The sequence below is a fragment of the Klebsiella sp. RHBSTW-00215 genome (assembly GCF_014103785.1).
In the GTDB taxonomy this organism is placed as follows: Bacteria; Pseudomonadota; Gammaproteobacteria; order Enterobacterales; family Enterobacteriaceae; genus Klebsiella.
Genome location: NZ_JABXQS010000001.1, coordinates 1,840,560 through 1,857,959, shown reverse-complemented (window position 1 = coordinate 1,857,959; position 17,400 = coordinate 1,840,560). Strand labels below are relative to the sequence as shown.

Annotated in this window: 18 protein-coding genes; 3 read left to right on the top strand and 15 right to left on the bottom strand. The window is 54.7% G+C overall.

Annotated features, from left to right (window positions below):
* Position 1: 1 nt before the first annotated feature.
* From HV127_RS08845 to dnaB, 5 genes are all read right to left on the bottom strand, one after another.
* On the bottom strand, positions 2–418 hold the full coding sequence (locus tag HV127_RS08845) for a secondary thiamine-phosphate synthase enzyme YjbQ (RefSeq protein ID WP_181484023.1): 417 nt from the start codon (positions 416–418) through the stop codon (positions 2–4).
* Positions 419–559: 141 nt separating this feature from the next.
* A complete protein-coding gene (aphA, locus tag HV127_RS08840; RefSeq protein ID WP_181484024.1) occupies positions 560–1,273 on the bottom strand; it encodes an acid phosphatase AphA in 714 nt (237 codons plus the stop codon).
* A 195-nt stretch (positions 1,274–1,468) separates the two neighbouring features.
* The gene (gene tyrB / locus HV127_RS08835) at positions 1,469–2,662 is read right to left on the bottom strand and encodes an aromatic amino acid transaminase (protein WP_182235645.1); all 1,194 of its coding nucleotides are present in this window, start codon (positions 2,660–2,662) and stop codon (positions 1,469–1,471) included.
* Positions 2,663–2,844: 182 nt separating this feature from the next.
* Positions 2,845–3,924, bottom strand: coding sequence for an alanine racemase (gene alr, locus HV127_RS08830; RefSeq protein WP_182235644.1), 1,080 nt, complete (start codon positions 3,922–3,924; stop codon positions 2,845–2,847).
* 145 nt (positions 3,925–4,069) lie between these two features.
* On the bottom strand, positions 4,070–5,485 hold the full coding sequence (dnaB, locus tag HV127_RS08825) for a replicative DNA helicase (protein ID WP_182235643.1): 1,416 nt from the start codon (positions 5,483–5,485) through the stop codon (positions 4,070–4,072).
* Between the two features lie 61 nt (positions 5,486–5,546).
* Here dnaB and HV127_RS08820 point away from each other — a divergent pair, with 61 nt between their 5' ends.
* A complete protein-coding gene (locus tag HV127_RS08820; RefSeq protein ID WP_182235642.1) occupies positions 5,547–6,530 on the top strand; it encodes a quinone oxidoreductase in 984 nt (327 codons plus the stop codon).
* A gap of 176 nt (positions 6,531–6,706) precedes the next feature.
* On the opposite strand, the gene pspG is transcribed toward HV127_RS08820, so the two are convergent.
* The 3 genes from pspG to HV127_RS08805 form a co-directional block, all read right to left on the bottom strand.
* The gene (gene pspG / locus HV127_RS08815; protein WP_182235641.1) at positions 6,707–6,949 is read right to left on the bottom strand and encodes an envelope stress response protein PspG; all 243 of its coding nucleotides are present in this window, start codon (positions 6,947–6,949) and stop codon (positions 6,707–6,709) included.
* A gap of 141 nt (positions 6,950–7,090) precedes the next feature.
* The gene (gene dusA / locus HV127_RS08810) at positions 7,091–8,089 is read right to left on the bottom strand and encodes a tRNA dihydrouridine(20/20a) synthase DusA (protein ID WP_181484030.1); all 999 of its coding nucleotides are present in this window, start codon (positions 8,087–8,089) and stop codon (positions 7,091–7,093) included.
* A 104-nt stretch (positions 8,090–8,193) separates the two neighbouring features.
* Positions 8,194–8,682, bottom strand: coding sequence for a cupin domain-containing protein (locus tag HV127_RS08805; protein ID WP_110274587.1), 489 nt, complete (start codon positions 8,680–8,682; stop codon positions 8,194–8,196).
* A 113-nt stretch (positions 8,683–8,795) separates the two neighbouring features.
* Between HV127_RS08805 and zur the strand changes: the two genes are divergently transcribed.
* On the top strand, positions 8,796–9,311 hold the full coding sequence (zur, locus tag HV127_RS08800; protein WP_110274588.1) for a zinc uptake transcriptional repressor Zur: 516 nt from the start codon (positions 8,796–8,798) through the stop codon (positions 9,309–9,311).
* A 92-nt stretch (positions 9,312–9,403) separates the two neighbouring features.
* Here the strand turns inward: zur and HV127_RS08795 are convergent, their stop codons facing one another.
* The 4 genes from HV127_RS08795 to HV127_RS08780 form a co-directional block, all read right to left on the bottom strand.
* Positions 9,404–9,613: a CsbD family protein gene (locus HV127_RS08795; protein ID WP_110274589.1), complete on the bottom strand. Its 210-nt coding sequence runs from the start codon at positions 9,611–9,613 to the stop codon at positions 9,404–9,406.
* A 136-nt stretch (positions 9,614–9,749) separates the two neighbouring features.
* Positions 9,750–11,066 carry an MATE family efflux transporter DinF gene (dinF, locus tag HV127_RS08790; RefSeq protein ID WP_182235640.1) on the bottom strand — a complete coding sequence of 439 codons (1,317 nt, stop codon included), beginning with the start codon at positions 11,064–11,066 and terminating at the stop codon, positions 9,750–9,752.
* 71 nt (positions 11,067–11,137) lie between these two features.
* The gene (gene lexA, locus HV127_RS08785; RefSeq protein WP_182235639.1) at positions 11,138–11,746 is read right to left on the bottom strand and encodes a transcriptional repressor LexA; all 609 of its coding nucleotides are present in this window, start codon (positions 11,744–11,746) and stop codon (positions 11,138–11,140) included.
* A 122-nt stretch (positions 11,747–11,868) separates the two neighbouring features.
* Positions 11,869–12,237: a diacylglycerol kinase gene (locus tag HV127_RS08780; RefSeq protein ID WP_182235638.1), complete on the bottom strand. Its 369-nt coding sequence runs from the start codon at positions 12,235–12,237 to the stop codon at positions 11,869–11,871.
* A 129-nt stretch (positions 12,238–12,366) separates the two neighbouring features.
* Here HV127_RS08780 and plsB point away from each other — a divergent pair, with 129 nt between their 5' ends.
* A complete protein-coding gene (gene plsB, locus HV127_RS08775) occupies positions 12,367–14,790 on the top strand; it encodes a glycerol-3-phosphate 1-O-acyltransferase PlsB (protein ID WP_182235637.1) in 2,424 nt (807 codons plus the stop codon).
* A gap of 109 nt (positions 14,791–14,899) precedes the next feature.
* Here the strand turns inward: plsB and ubiA are convergent, their stop codons facing one another.
* From ubiA to malM, 3 genes are all read right to left on the bottom strand, one after another.
* Positions 14,900–15,769 carry a 4-hydroxybenzoate octaprenyltransferase gene (ubiA, locus tag HV127_RS08770; protein WP_181484034.1) on the bottom strand — a complete coding sequence of 290 codons (870 nt, stop codon included), beginning with the start codon at positions 15,767–15,769 and terminating at the stop codon, positions 14,900–14,902.
* A 12-nt stretch (positions 15,770–15,781) separates the two neighbouring features.
* Positions 15,782–16,279, bottom strand: coding sequence for a chorismate lyase (ubiC, locus tag HV127_RS08765; protein ID WP_181484035.1), 498 nt, complete (start codon positions 16,277–16,279; stop codon positions 15,782–15,784).
* 188 nt (positions 16,280–16,467) lie between these two features.
* Entirely contained in the window at positions 16,468–17,391 is a 924-nt protein-coding gene (gene malM / locus HV127_RS08760; protein WP_182235636.1) for a maltose operon protein MalM, read from the bottom strand.
* Between the last annotated feature and the right edge of the window lie 9 nt (positions 17,392–17,400).

Genomic DNA, 17,400 nt, shown 5'->3' with positions numbered 1-17,400 from the left:
TTTATTCCCCTGTGAGCGTCGCGATGATATGGCGCGATCCGCCGTGAATACGGTGCTCCCCTAGCCAGATACCCTGCCAGGTCCCCAGTCTGACGCGCCCGTCCTGAACAGGTAGCATCAGCGATACGCCAAGCATCGACGACTTAATGTGCGAGGGCATATCATCGGGACCTTCATAATCGTGTTCATACGGCGCGTTGTCCGGCACAGCATTGAGAAAATGCTGTTCCATGTCGTAGCGAACGGTCGGATCGCAGTTTTCGTTTAGCGTCAGGGAAGCCGATGTATGTTGGAGCAGCAGATGCAGCAGGCCGGTCTTAACGCGCGACAGCTCGCGAATTTGACCCAGAACTTCATCAGTGACCAGGTGAAAGCCCCGAGATTTCGGCCCTAAGGTCAGAGTTTGCTGATGCCACATGAACGACTCCTTTACCAGTGAATCCTCCTAAGTGTGCAGCAATAAGCGAAAAGGTAAAACCTTTGACGCTTTATTTTGCACAAAAAAACGGCAGTTTGCGGGCTGCCGTTTTTACGATAAATGATTAACCCGCCGGGCGGCTTAATATTCTGAATTCACAATCACCTCTTCGCCCTGAGCTCCCGCCATCGGCAGTGGCTTATAGGACGAGTTTGAAGCCCGCATGATGCGGATACCACGAGCACCGACGTCGCGAGCAGCGGCAATATCATTATCTGAATCACCGTAGAAGACTTTGATGTCCTTCTCCTGCAACCATTGCGTCTTTGTATTCTGTCCCGGCTTGTCGCCGGCAAAAATAACCGGATTCATATTCGTGGCCGGGATCAGGAAATCATCCTGCAAGGTTTTTGATACCGTTTCTGTTTTGGTCTGGCTGCGGCCGGTGACAAAATAGATGCTATCGCCACGTTTAACATGCATCGCGATCAGCTGGCGAGCGACCTCTTTCGGCATGCTGAATTCATCCCAGCCATTGTTCATTTTTTCCCAAAACTCCGGGTTTTTCAGATAATCATCGCTGCCGGGTGAATAGGTTTTCTGCCCGCGCCAGAATCCTGGGCTGGAAAACAGAACCGTATCATCAATATCAAAACCGACGGCCATCGGCTGGCGTCCCAACAGGCTATTTTCAATCTGAGCCACGGAAACCCAATGGATAGGTGCCTGTTCGGCGAGTTTCGCCATATTAGTGCCCGTCCACAGCGGTTGCGGTGTGGAAGCGCGGGCAACGACGGAGCTATTTAGTGCGAACAGTAAGCAGACGGCCCCAAAGGCCAGGGTAATCTTGCGCATATTTTTCCCTAAATAATCGAATCGTTATAGTTTTCAATAATGTGTGTGCTTATTAATGCACCAAAACCTTACCCCCGACGAGCCCGGATAGAAAGGTTTTTCTGCTTTGATGTCATATAAAAAGAGAATGATCACACTTCAGGGAGGGAGTTGCCCCACCAAAATACTGGCAAGGGCAACAAATCAGGCAAAGACTTATATTACAGCTGCAAATGCCTGCGCCACGCGCTGAACATTGCGCGAATTCAGCCCGGCCACGCACATGCGGCCGCTGGCGATCAGGTAGACGCCAAATTCATCGCGCAGGCGATCAACCTGAGCCGCGCTGAATCCGGTATAGCTAAACATTCCACGCTGCTTAAGCAGGTAATCAAAGTTACCTCCGGGCACCGTATCTTTGAGCACGTTAACCAGTTCCTGACGCATAGCCAGAATACGGGTACGCATCCCTTCAACTTCCGCCAGCCATGAGGCTTTCAGCTCCGTATCGTTCAATACTGCCGCCACAACCTGCGCACCAAAATTCGGTGGGCTGGAGTAGTTGCGACGCACGGTCGCTTTTAATTGTCCCAGTACGCGACCCGCGGTTTCCGCATCTTCGCAAACCACCGACAAACCGCCAACGCGCTCACCATACAGGGAGAAGATTTTTGAGAAAGAGTTGCTGACGAGCATCGGTATTCCGGCGCTGGCGATCGCGCGGATAGCGTAGGCATCCTCTTCGATTCCGGCGCCAAAGCCCTGATAAGCGATATCCAGGAAGGGTATCAGATTGCGCGTTTTCAGCACCTTAACCACCTCATCCCACTGGGCGTTGCTCAGATCGGCCCCCGTTGGGTTATGGCAGCACGGATGCAGCAGCACGATATCGCGCTCCGGCAGGGTGTTGAGTTTCTCCAGGAAAGCCTCGAAACGCACGCCGTTGGTCTCATCATCAAACCAAGGGTAAGTACTTACTTCGAAGCCAGCCCCTTCAAATATTGCGATGTGGTTTTCCCACGTCGGGTCACTCACCCATACGCGCGAGTCAGCGAAGTAGTATTTCAGGAAATCAGCACCCACTCTCAGCGCACCGGAACCGCCCAGAGTTTGAATGGAAGCGACGCGATTCTGCACCAGTACCGGATGGTCAGCCCCGAACAGCAGCGGTGCAATCGCGTGACGGTAGGTATTCAGACCTTCCATCGGTAAATACAGAGAAGCACCATGCGGCTGAGCATTAAGGCGCGCTTCCGCCTCCGCAACCGCCTGTAGCTGCGGGATAATTCCATCTTCGTTGTAATAAAGACCGATGCTGAGGTTTACTTTGTCACTACGCGGATCTTCTTTGAAACGCTCCATCAGGGAGAGAATGGGGTCGCCAGCATAGGCGTCAACTTTCTGAAACACGTGATGTTTCTCCAGGTTTACATAAGGCAGGTTATTACACAATAAACCGGATGCGCAGGAAGATCGAGAGGATGTTGGTGGATAAAACAGGGCAATAACAAATCGGGGACTGTCCCGGCGGCGGCGCTTGACGCGCCCTGTCCGGGCTACCTGACCTCAGCATAGCCCGAACGAGGTATGTATTAATCCACGTACTTCATCGACACCCTTGAAGTCAGACGCGTGATAAGTTCGTAAGCACTTACTTTTGTGATCTCAGCAATACGTTCGACGGGCAAGCCTTCACCCCAGAGCACGACCGGGTCGCCCGATTTATCCTGCGATCCGGGCCCGAGATCGACGCAAATCATATCCATCGCCACGCGTCCAACAATCGGCACCTCGCGGCCATTGACCAGTACCGGCGTTCCGGACGGCGCAGCGCGCGGATAACCATCGCCGTAGCCCATCGCCACCACACCTAAACGCGTATCGCGCTCGCTTATCCAGGTACCGCCGTAGCCAACCGGTTCACCGGTTTTATGCTCGCGGACCGCGATCAGGCTCGAAGTCAGCGACATCACCGGCTGGCAACCAAAATCCGCACCTGTCGACTGGTTTTCCAGCGGCGATACGCCGTAGAGAATAATTCCCGGACGCGCCCAGTCGAAGTGCGACTGCGGCCACAGCAAAATTCCACCCGAAGCAGCGATGGAACGCAGCCCCGGTTTACCTTCTGTGAAGGTGGTAAAGATATCCAGCTGACGTTCGGTGGCACCGCATTCCGGTTCATCGGCACGGGCAAAATGGCTGACCACGTTGACCGGCTGGCGGACGTTTTTGCACTGGCTCAGGCGCTGATAAAACGCTTCCGCTTGTTCCGGCAGGACGCCTAATCGATGCATCCCGGTATCCAGCTTCATCCATACGGTCACTGGCTCGGGCAAATCAGCCTCTTCCAGCGCCGCCAGCTGCTCCGGGCTGTGTACCGCTGTGTGTAGGCGCTGGGCGGAGATTACCGGCAGATCGGCGGCCTCAAAGAAACCTTCCAGCAGCAGGATCGGCTGGGCGATACCGCCTGCGCGCAGGCGTAGCGCTTCTTCGAGACGGGCGACGCCAAAAGCATCGGCGTCAGGGAGCGTTCGCGCGGTCTCCAGAAGACCGTGTCCGTAGGCGTTCGCTTTCACCACCGCAACCAGCTTGCTGGCAGGAGCCAGTTCGCGTAGACGTTGCAGGTTGTGTCGCAGAGCGCGGCGGTTAATCACTACAGTTGCCGCTTGCATTTAAATTCCTTAATAAAAGAATCTCCTAAATCATTCGTGTTGCAGGAAGGCAACAAGCCTGAGAATCCCCGGGAGCTTAGTAAACTAAGTGGCTGGGGTGAACAGGCGTAGTCAACGCATCTGCGGCATGAAGGATGACGGAGATTTACTCGTCGTCGTATTGTGGCCCGGCATAGTTATCAAAGCGCGACCACTGACCGTTAAACGTCAAACGTACCGTCCCGATGGGGCCGTTACGCTGTTTACCAATAATAATTTCGGCAATGCCCTTTAAATCACTGTTCTCGTGATACACCTCGTCACGATAGATAAACATGATTAAGTCGGCATCCTGCTCGATGGAGCCGGATTCACGCAGGTCCGAGTTGACTGGGCGCTTATCCGCACGCTGTTCCAGAGAGCGGTTAAGCTGCGACAGTGCGACCACCGGGACATGCAATTCTTTGGCCAGTGCCTTCAAAGAGCGGGAAATTTCGGCGATTTCCAGAGTTCGGTTATCGGAGAGCGACGGCACGCGCATCAACTGCAGGTAGTCGATCATGATAAGACCGATACCATCATGTTCACGGGCAATACGGCGCGCGCGGGAGCGCACTTCCGTCGGCGTCAGTCCGGAGGAGTCATCAATATAAATGTTGCGTTTTTCCAGCAAGATCCCCATGGTGCCGGAGATACGCGCCCAATCTTCGTCGTCAAGCTGACCGGTACGAATGCGGGTCTGGTCAACGCGCGACAGCGAAGCCAGAGAACGCATCATGATCTGTTCCGAGGGCATCTCAAGACTGAAGATTAAGACCGGCTTATCCTGCAACATCGCTGCGTTTTCAACGAGGTTCATCGCAAAGGTTGTTTTACCCATCGACGGACGGGCTGCGACGATTATCAGGTCCGACGGCTGAAGACCGGCTGTCTTTTTGTTGAGATCGTCATAGCCGGTGTTGACCCCGGTAACGCCGTCATGCGGCTGCTGAAATAGCTGCTCAATACGCGCAACGGTGGCATCCAGCACATCGGCGATATTTTTGGGGCCTTCATCTTTATTGGCGCGGCTTTCGGCGATCTTGAAGACTCTGGACTCAGCCAGATCGAGCAGATCTTCACTGGTACGGCCCTGGGGGTCGAAACCGGCCTCAGCGATTTCATTCGCCACCGAGATCATTTCACGCACAACTGCACGTTCGCGCACAATATCGGCATAAGCGCTAATGTTCGCTGCGCTTGGCGTATTTTTAGATAATTCAGCCAGATAGGCGAAGCCGCCGACGCTGTCCAGTTGCCCCTGACGCTCCAGCGATTCCGCGAGCGTGATCAGGTCAATCGGGCTACCCGATTCTTGCAGGCGCGCCATTTCGGTAAAAATATGGCGATGCGGGCGAGTATAAAAGTCTTCTGAAACCACGCGCTCAGCGACATCGTCCCAGCGTTCGTTATCCAGCATTAAACCACCCAACACCGACTGCTCCGCTTCAATCGAGTGCGGCGGGACTTTCAGCCCGGCGACCTGATAATCGCGGTCACGGGGTTCAGTCTGTGGTTTGTTGAAGGGTTTATTTCCTGCCATAGTGAATGGAGTTACCGAGATAGTGAATGGGTCGAAAGATTACCACATTTATGGAGGAAGCATGGCAACACGTATTGAATTTCACAAGCACGGAGGGCCTGAAGTTCTGCAAGCGGCGGAGTTCACACCGAAGGATCCGGCGGAGCACGAAATTCAGGTAGAAAACAAAGCCATCGGTATCAACTACATTGATACTTACATCCGCAGCGGCCTTTATCCTCCCCCCTCTCTACCGAGCGGGCTGGGCACTGAAGCCGCAGGCGTAGTAAGAAAAGTCGGCAGCGGCGTTAAGCATATTAAAGCGGGCGATCGGGTGGTTTATGCGCAATCCACGCTGGGGGCTTACAGTTCGGTGCACAACGTACCTGCCGATAAAGCAGCCATTTTACCTGGCGCTATCTCTTTCGAGCAGGCGGCAGCCTCATTTCTGAAAGGGTTGACGGTCTATTATCTGCTGCGCAAAACCCACGAAATTAAGGCGGGTGAACCGTTCCTGTTTCACGCGGCGGCCGGTGGCGTAGGATTGATTGCCTGCCAGTGGGCAAAAGCGCTGGGCGCTAAACTTATCGGCACCGTCGGCAGCGCGCAAAAAGCTGAGCGCGCTAAACAGGCCGGAGCCTGGGAGATCATTAACTATCGTGACGAGAATATCGTCGAGCGCTTAAAAGAGATAACCGGCGGTAAGAAAGTTAACGTGGTCTATGACTCGGTAGGCAAGGATACCTGGGGGGCGTCACTCGACTGCCTACAGCGCCGGGGACTGATGGTCAGCTTCGGCAACTCGTCCGGCCCGGTGACCGGCGTGAACCTTGGGATCCTCAACCAGAAGGGTTCGCTATATGTGACCCGCCCTTCGCTGCAAGGCTATATCACCACCCGCGAAGAGCTGACGGAAGCCAGCAATGAGCTGTTCTCGCTGATCGCCAGCGGCGTGATAAAAGTGGATGTGGCGGAGAGCCAGAAATATGCATTAACCGATGCCAGACGCGCACATGAGGTGCTGGAAAGTCGGGCAACGCAGGGTTCGAGTTTGCTATTGCCGTAATGGCCGGAGCACAAAAGTTTAGGGCTTCCACATGGGAAGCCCTTACTTTTTTGTTCGGCTGTATGTAGGGTACAGCTCGATGAATTCGTTAACGCGCTAATAGTGACAGATTTAATAAGCAAAGCCTACGCTGCTTTATGCAAAAATCTTCAGGTTGTGACATACCGCTCAATACCTTAGTAACGCCAACGGTTATTACGGCGATAACGACTTTCAGTTGGCGATTTTATCGCCCGAATCACCCAGACGACGACAACGGCCAGCAGCAACCATGGCAACAGTTTAATCATTAATGCAAACAGGCCGCCGACAAACATCAGCGCGGTTGCGACGACTATTGCGGCGATAATTCCCAGCAGCGATACGCCGGTAACCAACAGCATGACAAAAAAGCCAATAACAAATAAGAGTTCCAGCATCGTCTTCTCCCCAAAGAATTTCTGTATGTCTTCCCGGATATTACAAAAAACGTGCCAAATTTAACCTATTGAATTTAAAGCAAAACGCCCTGCGTAATTAACGCAAGGCGTGGTGAATTTGACCAGGTTTTAGTGAAAAATTTAACGCTTGTCGGCAACCAGCTGCAACGCCTGCTCCAGCACATTAATATCGGCACCGGCTTTATGCGCATTCTCACTCAGGTAGCGACGCCATTGACGTGCGCCCGGGATCCCCTGAAATAGCCCCAGCATATGACGCGTCACATGGCCCAGGTAAGTGCCGCTACTCAGTTCACGTTCGATATAAGGATACATCGCGCGAACCACGGCAACTGGATCGGGATCGATGCCTTCAATGCCGAAAATTTCCCGGTCAACCGAAGCCAGAATACCCGGATTCTGGTAAGCCTCACGCCCCACCATCACCCCATCCATATGCTCAAGGTGCAGCTTTGCCTCTTCCAGCGACTTGATCCCACCGTTGATGGACATGGTCAGGTGCGGGAAATCGCGCTTGAGCTGGTAAACGCGCGGGTAGTCCAGCGGCGGGATCTCACGATTCTCTTTCGGGCTCAGGCCGGAAAGCCAGGCTTTACGCGCATGGATGATAAACATCTCGCACTCGCCTTTTCCGGAGACCGTTTCGATGAAATCACACAGAAACTCATAGCTATCCTGGTCGTCAATGCCAATACGGGTTTTAACCGTCACCGGGATGGACACCACGTCGCGCATCGCCTTGACGCAATCCGCCACCAGTTGCGCGTTGCCCATCAGGCAGGCACCAAACATGCCGTTTTGCACGCGATCGGAAGGGCAGCCGACATTGAGGTTTATTTCATCGTATCCGCGCGCTTGCGCCAGCTTCGCGCAGTGCGCCAACGCAGCCGGATCGCTGCCGCCCAGTTGCAAAGCAACCGGATGTTCTTCTTCGCTATAGGCCAGATAGTCGCCTTTGCCGTGGATAATCGCGCCGGTGGTCACCATTTCGGTGTACAGCAGCGTATGGCGCGACAGTTGACGCAGGAAGTAACGGCAGTGTCTGTCGGTCCAGTCGAGCATCGGCGCGATGGAAAAACGGTGAGCAGCAAAAGCAGTAGGCGTTGATTCTGACATCATGGCGAATAAATAAGCATCCGGGTAAAAAGGGGCGCTACTATAGCATAAAGATAAACCACTGGCGCATCGCGCCAGCGTTCACTTCCTCTATCCAGTAAGAAGCGCTATTTTCTCCGCGGCTTACCGTCGTGCGGGCCAAAAAACTGCGGTGGATGATCGACCCAGCGATCCTGGCGCGTGGCGGCATAACCGGGGTTAAGCGGATAGTAAATGCGATTAAATTTTTTGTTCGCCTCCCCCACCACTAACAGGCGAACTTCCTGTTCGGTGTTGTTAAGGAAAGTGTGGCAAACGCCGGTTCCGGCAGGAAAACCGACGCTATCCCCCGGCTCCAGCTTCCAGAGATAGCCGTTGATCCACACTTCAGGATAACCATCCAGCACGTAGATAAATTCTTCTTCATCGCTTTCCGCATGCGGATAAGAGGTACGACGCCCGGGCAGCAAGCGCTCGTGATGAATCCCTAAGCGGTTCAGGCGCAGGCCGCGCGCCAACGGTGCGCCAATAGAGAAAAGCTCCGTACTGTCGGGATAGGTGGAATCGTCCGCACCTTCCAGTTCGCGCCAATGTCGAATGCAATCAGGTCGTTTCATCGTTTTTTCCCGAAAATGAGATGCATCATGTATAGCACACCTGGTGGGTCTCGGTGTTTTACTGGGATCGTGATAAAGTAACAGCTTCGAATTCACGCAACCAGAGGACGCTCATGGATAAGACCACTTCGCAACAAATGTTAGCGCATGCTGAAAAGCTCTGCGCGCAGCGTGGCGTGCGCCTGACCCCGCAGCGCCTTGAAGTGTTGCGTCTAATGAGCCTGCAAAAAGGGGCTATTAGCGCCTATGACCTGCTCGATCTGCTGCGCGAAAAAGAACCTCAGGCTAAACCGCCGACGGTTTATCGGGCGCTGGAGTTTCTGCTGGAGCAAGGGTTCGTGCATAAGGTGGAGTCCACCAACAGCTACGTACTGTGCCATCTTTTCGATCAGCCAACCCACAGCTCGGCGATGTTTATCTGCGACCGCTGCGGCAGCGTCAAAGAAGAGTGCGCGGAAGGTGTAGAAGATATTATGCATACGCTGGCGGCAAGAATGGGTTTTGCCCTGCGTCACAATGTGATTGAAGCTCACGGCCTGTGCGCCGCCTGTGTGGAGGTGGAAGCGTGCAGTACGCCAGGGCACTGCCATCATGACCACACCATCCAGATCAAAAAGAAAGCCCGCTGAGGCGTTAGCCGCAGCGGGAATCAAGGGTATAGGTACCTCCATGTACCATTCGGGCAGGCAATAACCACGGGTTAAAACACGAACGTTAGTCGCTACCAGCGATAATCGTTTTTAGTTTCCCAATCCTTCACTTCTTTCTCGGCCTGGTCTTTGGCATATCCATAGCGTTCCTGAATTCTGCCAACCAGCTGGTCGCGCTTACCCTCGATGACGGTCATATCATCGTCGGTAAGTTTGCCCCATTGTTCTTTCGCTTTACCTTTCAACTGTTTCCAGTTACCGCCGATTTCATCTTTATTCATCATGTCATCCTCATCGTTCGGTGATCGTTCGGTGAATGAATAGCCCGCTGTGTGCCGGACATGACTTAACTATAGATGAGTATTCTGAGTAAGATTTATTATTCGGAATCTTTAACCACCATCTGAACAATGCACGCTATGAAAACCAGGTGCCGCGCTGCCAGTGACGCCGCCAGACAATCGCCAGTGAAGCCCCGCGCAGGGCAAGAAACACCGCCAGCGCCAACCATAGACCATGATTACCAAGAACCGGCACCGTCAGCAGCGTCAGGGCGAATCCCGCCGCCGCTACCGCCATGCTGTTACGCATCTCGGCACCGCGCGTTGCGCCGATAAACATACCATCCAACAAGTAGCACCAGACGCCAATGACCGGCAGTATTGTCTGCCAGATGAGATAGCGGTCGGCAAGCTGCTGCAGAGAAGGGAGCGACGTTAACAAGGCGATAATCTGCTCGCCAGCAAGGCTGTAAATCAGCGCAAACGCCAGCGCTACCATGCCTGACTGACGGCAGGCCGCACGCCAGACCTCAAGCAATTGGCTGCCGTCGCGGGCACCGTAAGCCTGCCCGGAGTGCGCCTCCACGGCGTAGGCGAAACCATCCAGCGCGTAGGCGGTAAAGGTCAGCATCGTCATCAACACCGCATTGACCGCTACAACATCAGCGCCGAGCCGTGCACCGTATACCGTCATCGCCCCGAAGCATAGCTGTAGCAGCAGCGAGCGCAGCATAATGTCGCGGTTCAGCGCCAGGAGACGACGCACATCGCCGCGCCAGGCGTTTTTCAGCATCGATAGCGAAACGCCCCGTAGTACCAGCACGCGTTTCGCCATAACGAGTCCGATGAAAAAGGTGGCGTATTCAGCTGTTACGGTCGCCAGAGCTGCGCCCTGCACGTTCATATGCAGACCCATCACCAGCCATAAATCAAGCACGATGTTGAGTACATTGCCGACAACCAGCAGGATCACCGGTGCACGGGCATACTGCACGCCCAACAGCCAGCCCAGCAGCACTAGATTCGCCAGAGATGCCGGAGCGCTCAGCCAACGAATCTCGAGGAAACGCCGGGCCTGTTCAAGCACCGCATCACTGCCGCCGACGATGTGCAGCGCCAGATTAATTAGCGGCATTCTGAATAGGACGATGGCTATCCCGGCAGCCAGTGCCAGCCCCAGCGGCTGCACCAGCGCACGCGCCAGCCGTTGCGGATCTTTCGCGCCGAATGCCTGAGCCGTTAGACCCGTAGTACTCATGCGCAAAAACAGGAGCAGCATGAAGAGAAAGCTGGTCGCCATCGCGCCAACCGCAACGCCGCCCAGATAAACCGGACTATCAAGATGACCAATAACGGCGGTATCCACCAGCCCCAGCAAAGGAACGGTGATATTGGAGAAAATCATGGGCAGCGCTAAGCGCCACAGGGCTTTATCGGCGGCGTTAAAAAGCATGGGGAAGAGCCCAAATGAAGAGGGAAAACAGCGCAGCACCATGCATCAGATGATGCTGCGAGATGAAGAGGTTACTGCCAGTTGCCGTTGCGGATAACGCCGACAGCCAGACCTTCAATAGTGAAACTTTGCTGGCGTAAATCCACCACGATCGGGGAAAATTCGCTGTTTTCAGGCAGCAGTTCGACGACGTTACCCTGTTTTTTCAGACGCTTCACGGTGACTTCATCGTCAATGCGGGCCACAACAACCTGGCCATTGCGCACATCTTGAGTTTTATGTACCGCGAGCAGGTCGCCATCCAGGATACCGATATCTTTCATCGACATTCCGCTTACGCGCAGCAGAAAATCGGCATTCGGCTTAAACATTGCCGGATCGACCTGGTAGTGGCCTTCGATGTGCTGCTGTGCGAGCAGTGGTTCACCTGCTGCGACGCGGCCGACAAGCGGCAGGCCGTTTTCTTCTTCCGTCAGTAGACGGATACCGCGGGAGGCACCGGAAACGATCTCGATTGCGCCTTTACGCGCCAGCGCTTTCAGGTGTTCTTCCGCCGCGTTTGGGGAACGAAACCCCAAGCGCTGAGCAATCTCCGCACGCGTCGGCGGCATGCCCGTCTGGCTGATATGATCCCGAATGAGATCAAACACCTCTCGCTGCCTGGTCGTTAACGCTTTCATTCCGCCCCCTGGGTGTATATACAGTTATGCTGTGAGTATATACAGCTAACGGTGATTTTGGAACCACATTTCACACAAAAATCAGGAGTTTCTTTCCGTTTTGCGAGCCGCCATGGCAAGACTTAGCGGTAGTTTGCCCACAACAGCGTTCCCCATGTGATCAACGCGATAATAATCGCCAACAGGACCGCCGCAGAACCCATATCTTTCGCGCGGCCAGACAACTCATGATGTTCAGGGCCAATACGGTCAACAACCGCTTCAATCGCGCTGTTGATAATTTCAACTATCATCACTATCAGGACCGAGCCAATCAGCAAAACGCGCGTGATGGCATCGACATCCAGCCAGCAGGCTATTGCCACGGCAATAATGGCAGCGATGCCTTCCTGACGAAATGCGGCCTCATTGCTCCACGCCGCACGGAATCCTTTCCAGGAATACCCCGCTGCTTTAACGATTCGAGTTAACCCAGTGGTATTATTGGCCATCAAACAAACCTTTTTATGTAAATGACGTCAATGAGTGTACGCGTTTGCCGCGTTACAACGGAAATTTTGCGCACTTTCTGTTATTCTTGCGGCGCATTTGCATGATTAACCAGAGGCTTCACATCGTCTATGTCTGGCTGGCAACGAATTTACTATAAATTACTGAATTTACCATTAAGGGCACTGGTAAAAAGCAAGTCAATTCCGGCACAACCTGCTCAGGAATTAGGCCTGGATACCTCACGTCCCATCATGTACGTCCTGCCCTACAATTCGAAGGCGGACCTGCTGACGCTTCGCGCTCAATGTCTGGAACATGAATTACCGGACCCGCTTGAGCCGCTGGAGATCGATGGTACCCTGCTTCCCCGCTACGTGTTTATTCACGGCGGCCCGCGTGTTTTCACCTACTACACGCCAAAAGAAGAATCCATCAAGCTGTTCCATGATTACCTGGATCTGCACCGTAACCATCCCGATCTTGACGTGCAGATGGTGCCGGTTTCGGTGATGTTTGGTCGTGCTCCAGGGCGTGAAAAAGGCGAAGTAAACCCGCCGCTGCGTATGCTAAACGGCATTCAAAAATTCTTCGCCGTTCTGTGGTTGGGTCGCGACAGCTTTGTGCGTTTCTCGCCTTCGGTCTCTCTGCGCAAAATGGCAGACGAGCACGGTACCGATAAAATTATCGCCCAAAAGCTGGCCCGCGTGGCGCGTATGCACTTCGCCCGTCAGCGTCTGGCGGCGGTCGGCCCGCGCCTACCTGCGCGCCAGGATCTGTTCAACAAGCTGCTGGCGTCAAAAGCCATTGCCCGCGCGGTAGAAGACGAAGCGCGTAGCAAGAAAATCTCCCACGAGAAGGCCCAGCAAAACGCCATCGCCTTGATGGAAGAGATCGCCGCAAACTTCTCTTATGAAATGATTCGTCTGACCGACCGCGTACTGGGTTTCACCTGGAACCGGCTGTATCAGGGCATTAACGTCCATAACGCCGAGCGCGTACGCCAGCTGGCGCATGAAGGCCACGAGATAGTCTATGTTCCATGCCACCGCAGCCATATGGACTATCTGCTGCTCTCTTACGTCATCTATCACCAGGGTTTGGTGCCGCCGCATATCGCCGCCGGTATCAACCTGAACTTCTGGCCTGCCGGGCCGATTTTCCGTCGTGGCGGCGCGTTCTTTATTCGCCGCACCTTCAAAGGGAATAAGCTCTATTCGACGGTGTTCCGCGAATATCTGGGCGAGCTGTTCAGCCGCGGTTACTCCGTGGAGTACTTCGTTGAGGGTGGTCGTTCACGTACCGGACGCCTGCTGGACCCAAAAACCGGCACCCTGTCGATGACGATCCAGGCGATGCTGCGCGGCGGTACCCGCCCTATCACCCTGGTGCCGATTTATATCGGCTACGAGCACGTGATGGAAGTCGGTACCTACGCCAAAGAGCTGCGCGGGGCGACGAAAGAGAAAGAGAGCCTGCCGCAGATGTTGAAAGGCCTCAGCAAGCTGCGCAACCTCGGCCAGGGCTACGTCAACTTCGGCGAACCGCTGCCGTTGATGACCTATCTCAATCAGCATGTCCCTGACTGGCGCGAGGCTATCGATCCTATCGAAGCGGTCCGTCCGTCATGGTTGACGCCGACGGTGAACAATATCGCCTCCGATCTGATGGTGCGTATCAATAACGCCGGCGCGGCAAACGCCATGAACCTGTGCTGTACCGCGCTGCTGGCCTCACGTCAGCGTTCTCTGACCCGCGAGCAGCTCACCGAACAGCTGGAGTGCTATCTCGCTCTGCTGCGCAACGTGCCTTATTCGCCGGATGCCACAACACCTGAGGCCTCCGCCAGCGAGCTTATCGACCACGCGCTCCAGATGAACAAGTTCGAAGTCGAGAAAGACACCATTGGCGATATCATCATTCTGCCGCGCGAGCAGGCAGTGTTGATGACCTATTACCGCAACAACATCGCCCATATGCTGGTGATGCCGTCGCTGTTAGCCGCCATTGTGACCCAGCATCGTCGCATTACCCGCGCCGAAATATTGCGTCATGTCGAGATGTTCTATCCATTCCTGAAGGCTGAGCTGTTCCTGCGTTGGGAGAAAGCCGAGCTGGGGGGCGTCGTCGATGCGCTGATTGCTGAGATGCAGCGTCAGGGGCTGATCGCCCTGAACGAAGACGAAGTGAGCGTCAATCCGTCTCACGCCCGCTCTCTGCAACTGCTGGCCGCAGGCGCGCGCGAAACGCTGCAGCGTTATGCCATCACCTTCTGGCTGCTGAGTGCCAACCCGTCCATGAACCGCAGTTCGCTGGAGAAAGAGAGCCGCACCGTGGCTCAGCGTCTGTCCGTGCTGCACGGTATTAACGCGCCGGAGTTCTTCGATAAGGCGGTGTTCAGTACTCTGGTGTTGACCCTGCGTGACGCAGGCTATATCAGCGATACCGGGGATGCCGAGCCGGAAGAGACGCTGAAGATCTACCGCATGCTGGCAGACCTGATTACTTCTGATGTGCGTCTAACGATTGAAAGCGTTACTCAGGATGAAGCGTAACGTTTGAAGAGCGATCCCGGCTTGCGCTGCGCTTAGCCGGGCAACCAGAATAATGCGGTTTTGTAGCCCGGCTAAGGCGTTTACGCCGCAAGCCGGGTAAACCACAAAACTACTGCATATACCCCATCGCCAGGCCAAGAAACAGCACCAGCCCCACGTAGTTATTATTTAAAAACGCCTTAAAGCAGTCATCGCGTTCACGTTTAAATATCAGCTTCTGCTGCCAGACAAACAGCGCTGCGGCGATAAACAATGACCAGTAATACTCCCAGCCCAGACCGCTCAGCCAGCCCACTGCCGCCATCAGCGCCAGTACCGCCACCTGTAAAATCCCAATAATTAAACGGTCGTTGTCGCCAAACAGAATCGCCGTCGACTTAATGCCAATCTTCACGTCATCATCGCGGTCGACCATTGCATACTGGGTATCGTAGGCCACCGCCCACAGAATATTGGCGAGAAACATCAGCCAGCAGCTCAGCGGCAGAGATTCACTCACCGCAGAAAAGGCCATCGGAATCGACCAGCCGAACGCCGCGCCCAGCACCACTTGTGGCAGGTGGGTGTAGCGTTTCATAAACGGATAGACCCAGGCCAGCGCCAGCGCGGCAACCGACAGCAAAATGGTCATGGTGTTTAAGGTCAACACCAGCAGAAACGAGAACAGCACCAGCACAACAAACAGCGTTCGCGCCTCTTTCTCGGTGACGTCGCCGCTTGGCAGCGGGCGGCGGGCGGTGCGCTTAACGTGGCCGTCAAACTTACGATCTGCATAGTCATTCACTACGCAGCCGGCAGCGCGCATCAGCCAGACGCCCGCGACAAAAACGGCGAGGATCCACAGCGGGGGTATCCCCGGCGTTGCTACCCACAGCGCCCATAGCGTCGGCCACAGCAGCAGCAGCGCGCCGATCGGTTTGTCAGTCCGCATCAGGCGGTGAAACGCCAACAGCTTGTTCTGCGTCAGACTCCACTCCATTTTCTCTTCCTCTTAATACAACGGCGATGCAGGCAGAAACAATTCTGTCAGCAGCAGCGGTTTGCCACTCAGCCGGAGGCGGGAACGACGCCCCCAAAGCTCTGCATGACGACCGATTTCAATAAAATCACGGGTTAACGTAGACGACGTAAACAGATAGCGGCCCAGCGGCGTCTGCCCAAGCTGTTGCAGCGCCAATTCCGGACCATTGAGCGTCGACTCCGGCACGATAGTCCGGCCGGCCAGCCAGGGTTCGTCATCGGCACAAAGGATAATTTCCCGTAGCCAGTAGCGCGGTTCATCCGCGAGCAGGGTCTCTTCACCCGCCAGCGCTTCGCGTCCAACAAAACCTTCGTTCACCATGATGACGCTGATTTTTTTCCCTTGTTGCTCAAAACGTTTGGTCATTGAGTCTTCAAGCAATAACCAATCGCGCAGATGCGCGTCCAGCGGGGGCTGAGTGGCAAAATAACGCAGCGCACGCAATTGCGTCAGCGCAGGATGTGACATGCCTGATTCTCCGGAACATAACGAGAAACTATTGTATCGCAGAATGGGGCGGTGGGGGCGGGCAAACGTCAATATACGATCATCCGCGCAACAGCCATGCAACAGCGGCTATCGCGCGATAAAAAAAGGTGCGCCCAGGCGGACGCACCTAAAGGCTGTGCCTAAACATCAGCATTGTGGGGAGACGATCACCCCTTGCCTTTTACACTGCTGATAAAGGTGGAACGAGCAGATTTCGAGCCAAGACGTTCAGCTTCGTTCATCAATTTCAGAGCCTTGTCGATATCGCCTTTCGCGACAGCCTGCTTGATACCGTTGTTGAAGTAGGTTTCGGTGTCATCAAGCATCGGCTCGCTTTTCGCCGCCGGAGCTGGGGCGGCTACCGGTGCAGCAACAGGCGCCGCCGTATTACCGACGGTTACAGGGCCAGGGCCGGAAGAGCCAAACAGCGGGCCGACCAGCACGCTAGAGCCGCTATTGGTTTTCACTTTTAGCTTCAGCACGCCATCGGTGGTGTGCCTGGCAATCGGGTCTGGAATATCCGGGATCGCGTTGCCTGCGCCTTTAGCGTAAGCCTTCGCCGGATCCATCAACGTTGTGGTTTGCTGTAAATCTTTTTCCGTTGTAAAGACCAGCACATACAGCTTCTGCTGTCCTAATGCCGGAGTCAGGCGCATCACGCCCTCAAGCCGATCTGCGGTCATCACGCCAGGCTGCTGATAGGTAAAATAGCTGCTGGGGAAGAACGCGGCTGGCGTCATATTCTGGTCAAGAATCAGTACGTTCGGGGCAAAAATTTGTTTTTGCTTATTCACTTCACTAGTGAGCGTCAGGGTCAGCTCGCCAATATTCGCCGGAACGCTCCAGGCGGCAACCGGTCCAGTGATACCAGCAACATCTAAACGTTGCCCGCCGGTGAGTAAATCAACGGACTGCGTCTTAGATTGATCAACTGGAGTCCAGACTAATTGCTGCAGGGCAGCGCCAGGTATGGAGGGGGCTGAACTGGTGTTTTGTGGGACAAAGTTGACATCGGCAAGGCTAATCCCCGGCACGCATGCCAACATCCCTGCGGATAAACACAGGGCGACGAGAGTTTTCTTCATTTTCATTGTTCTCAC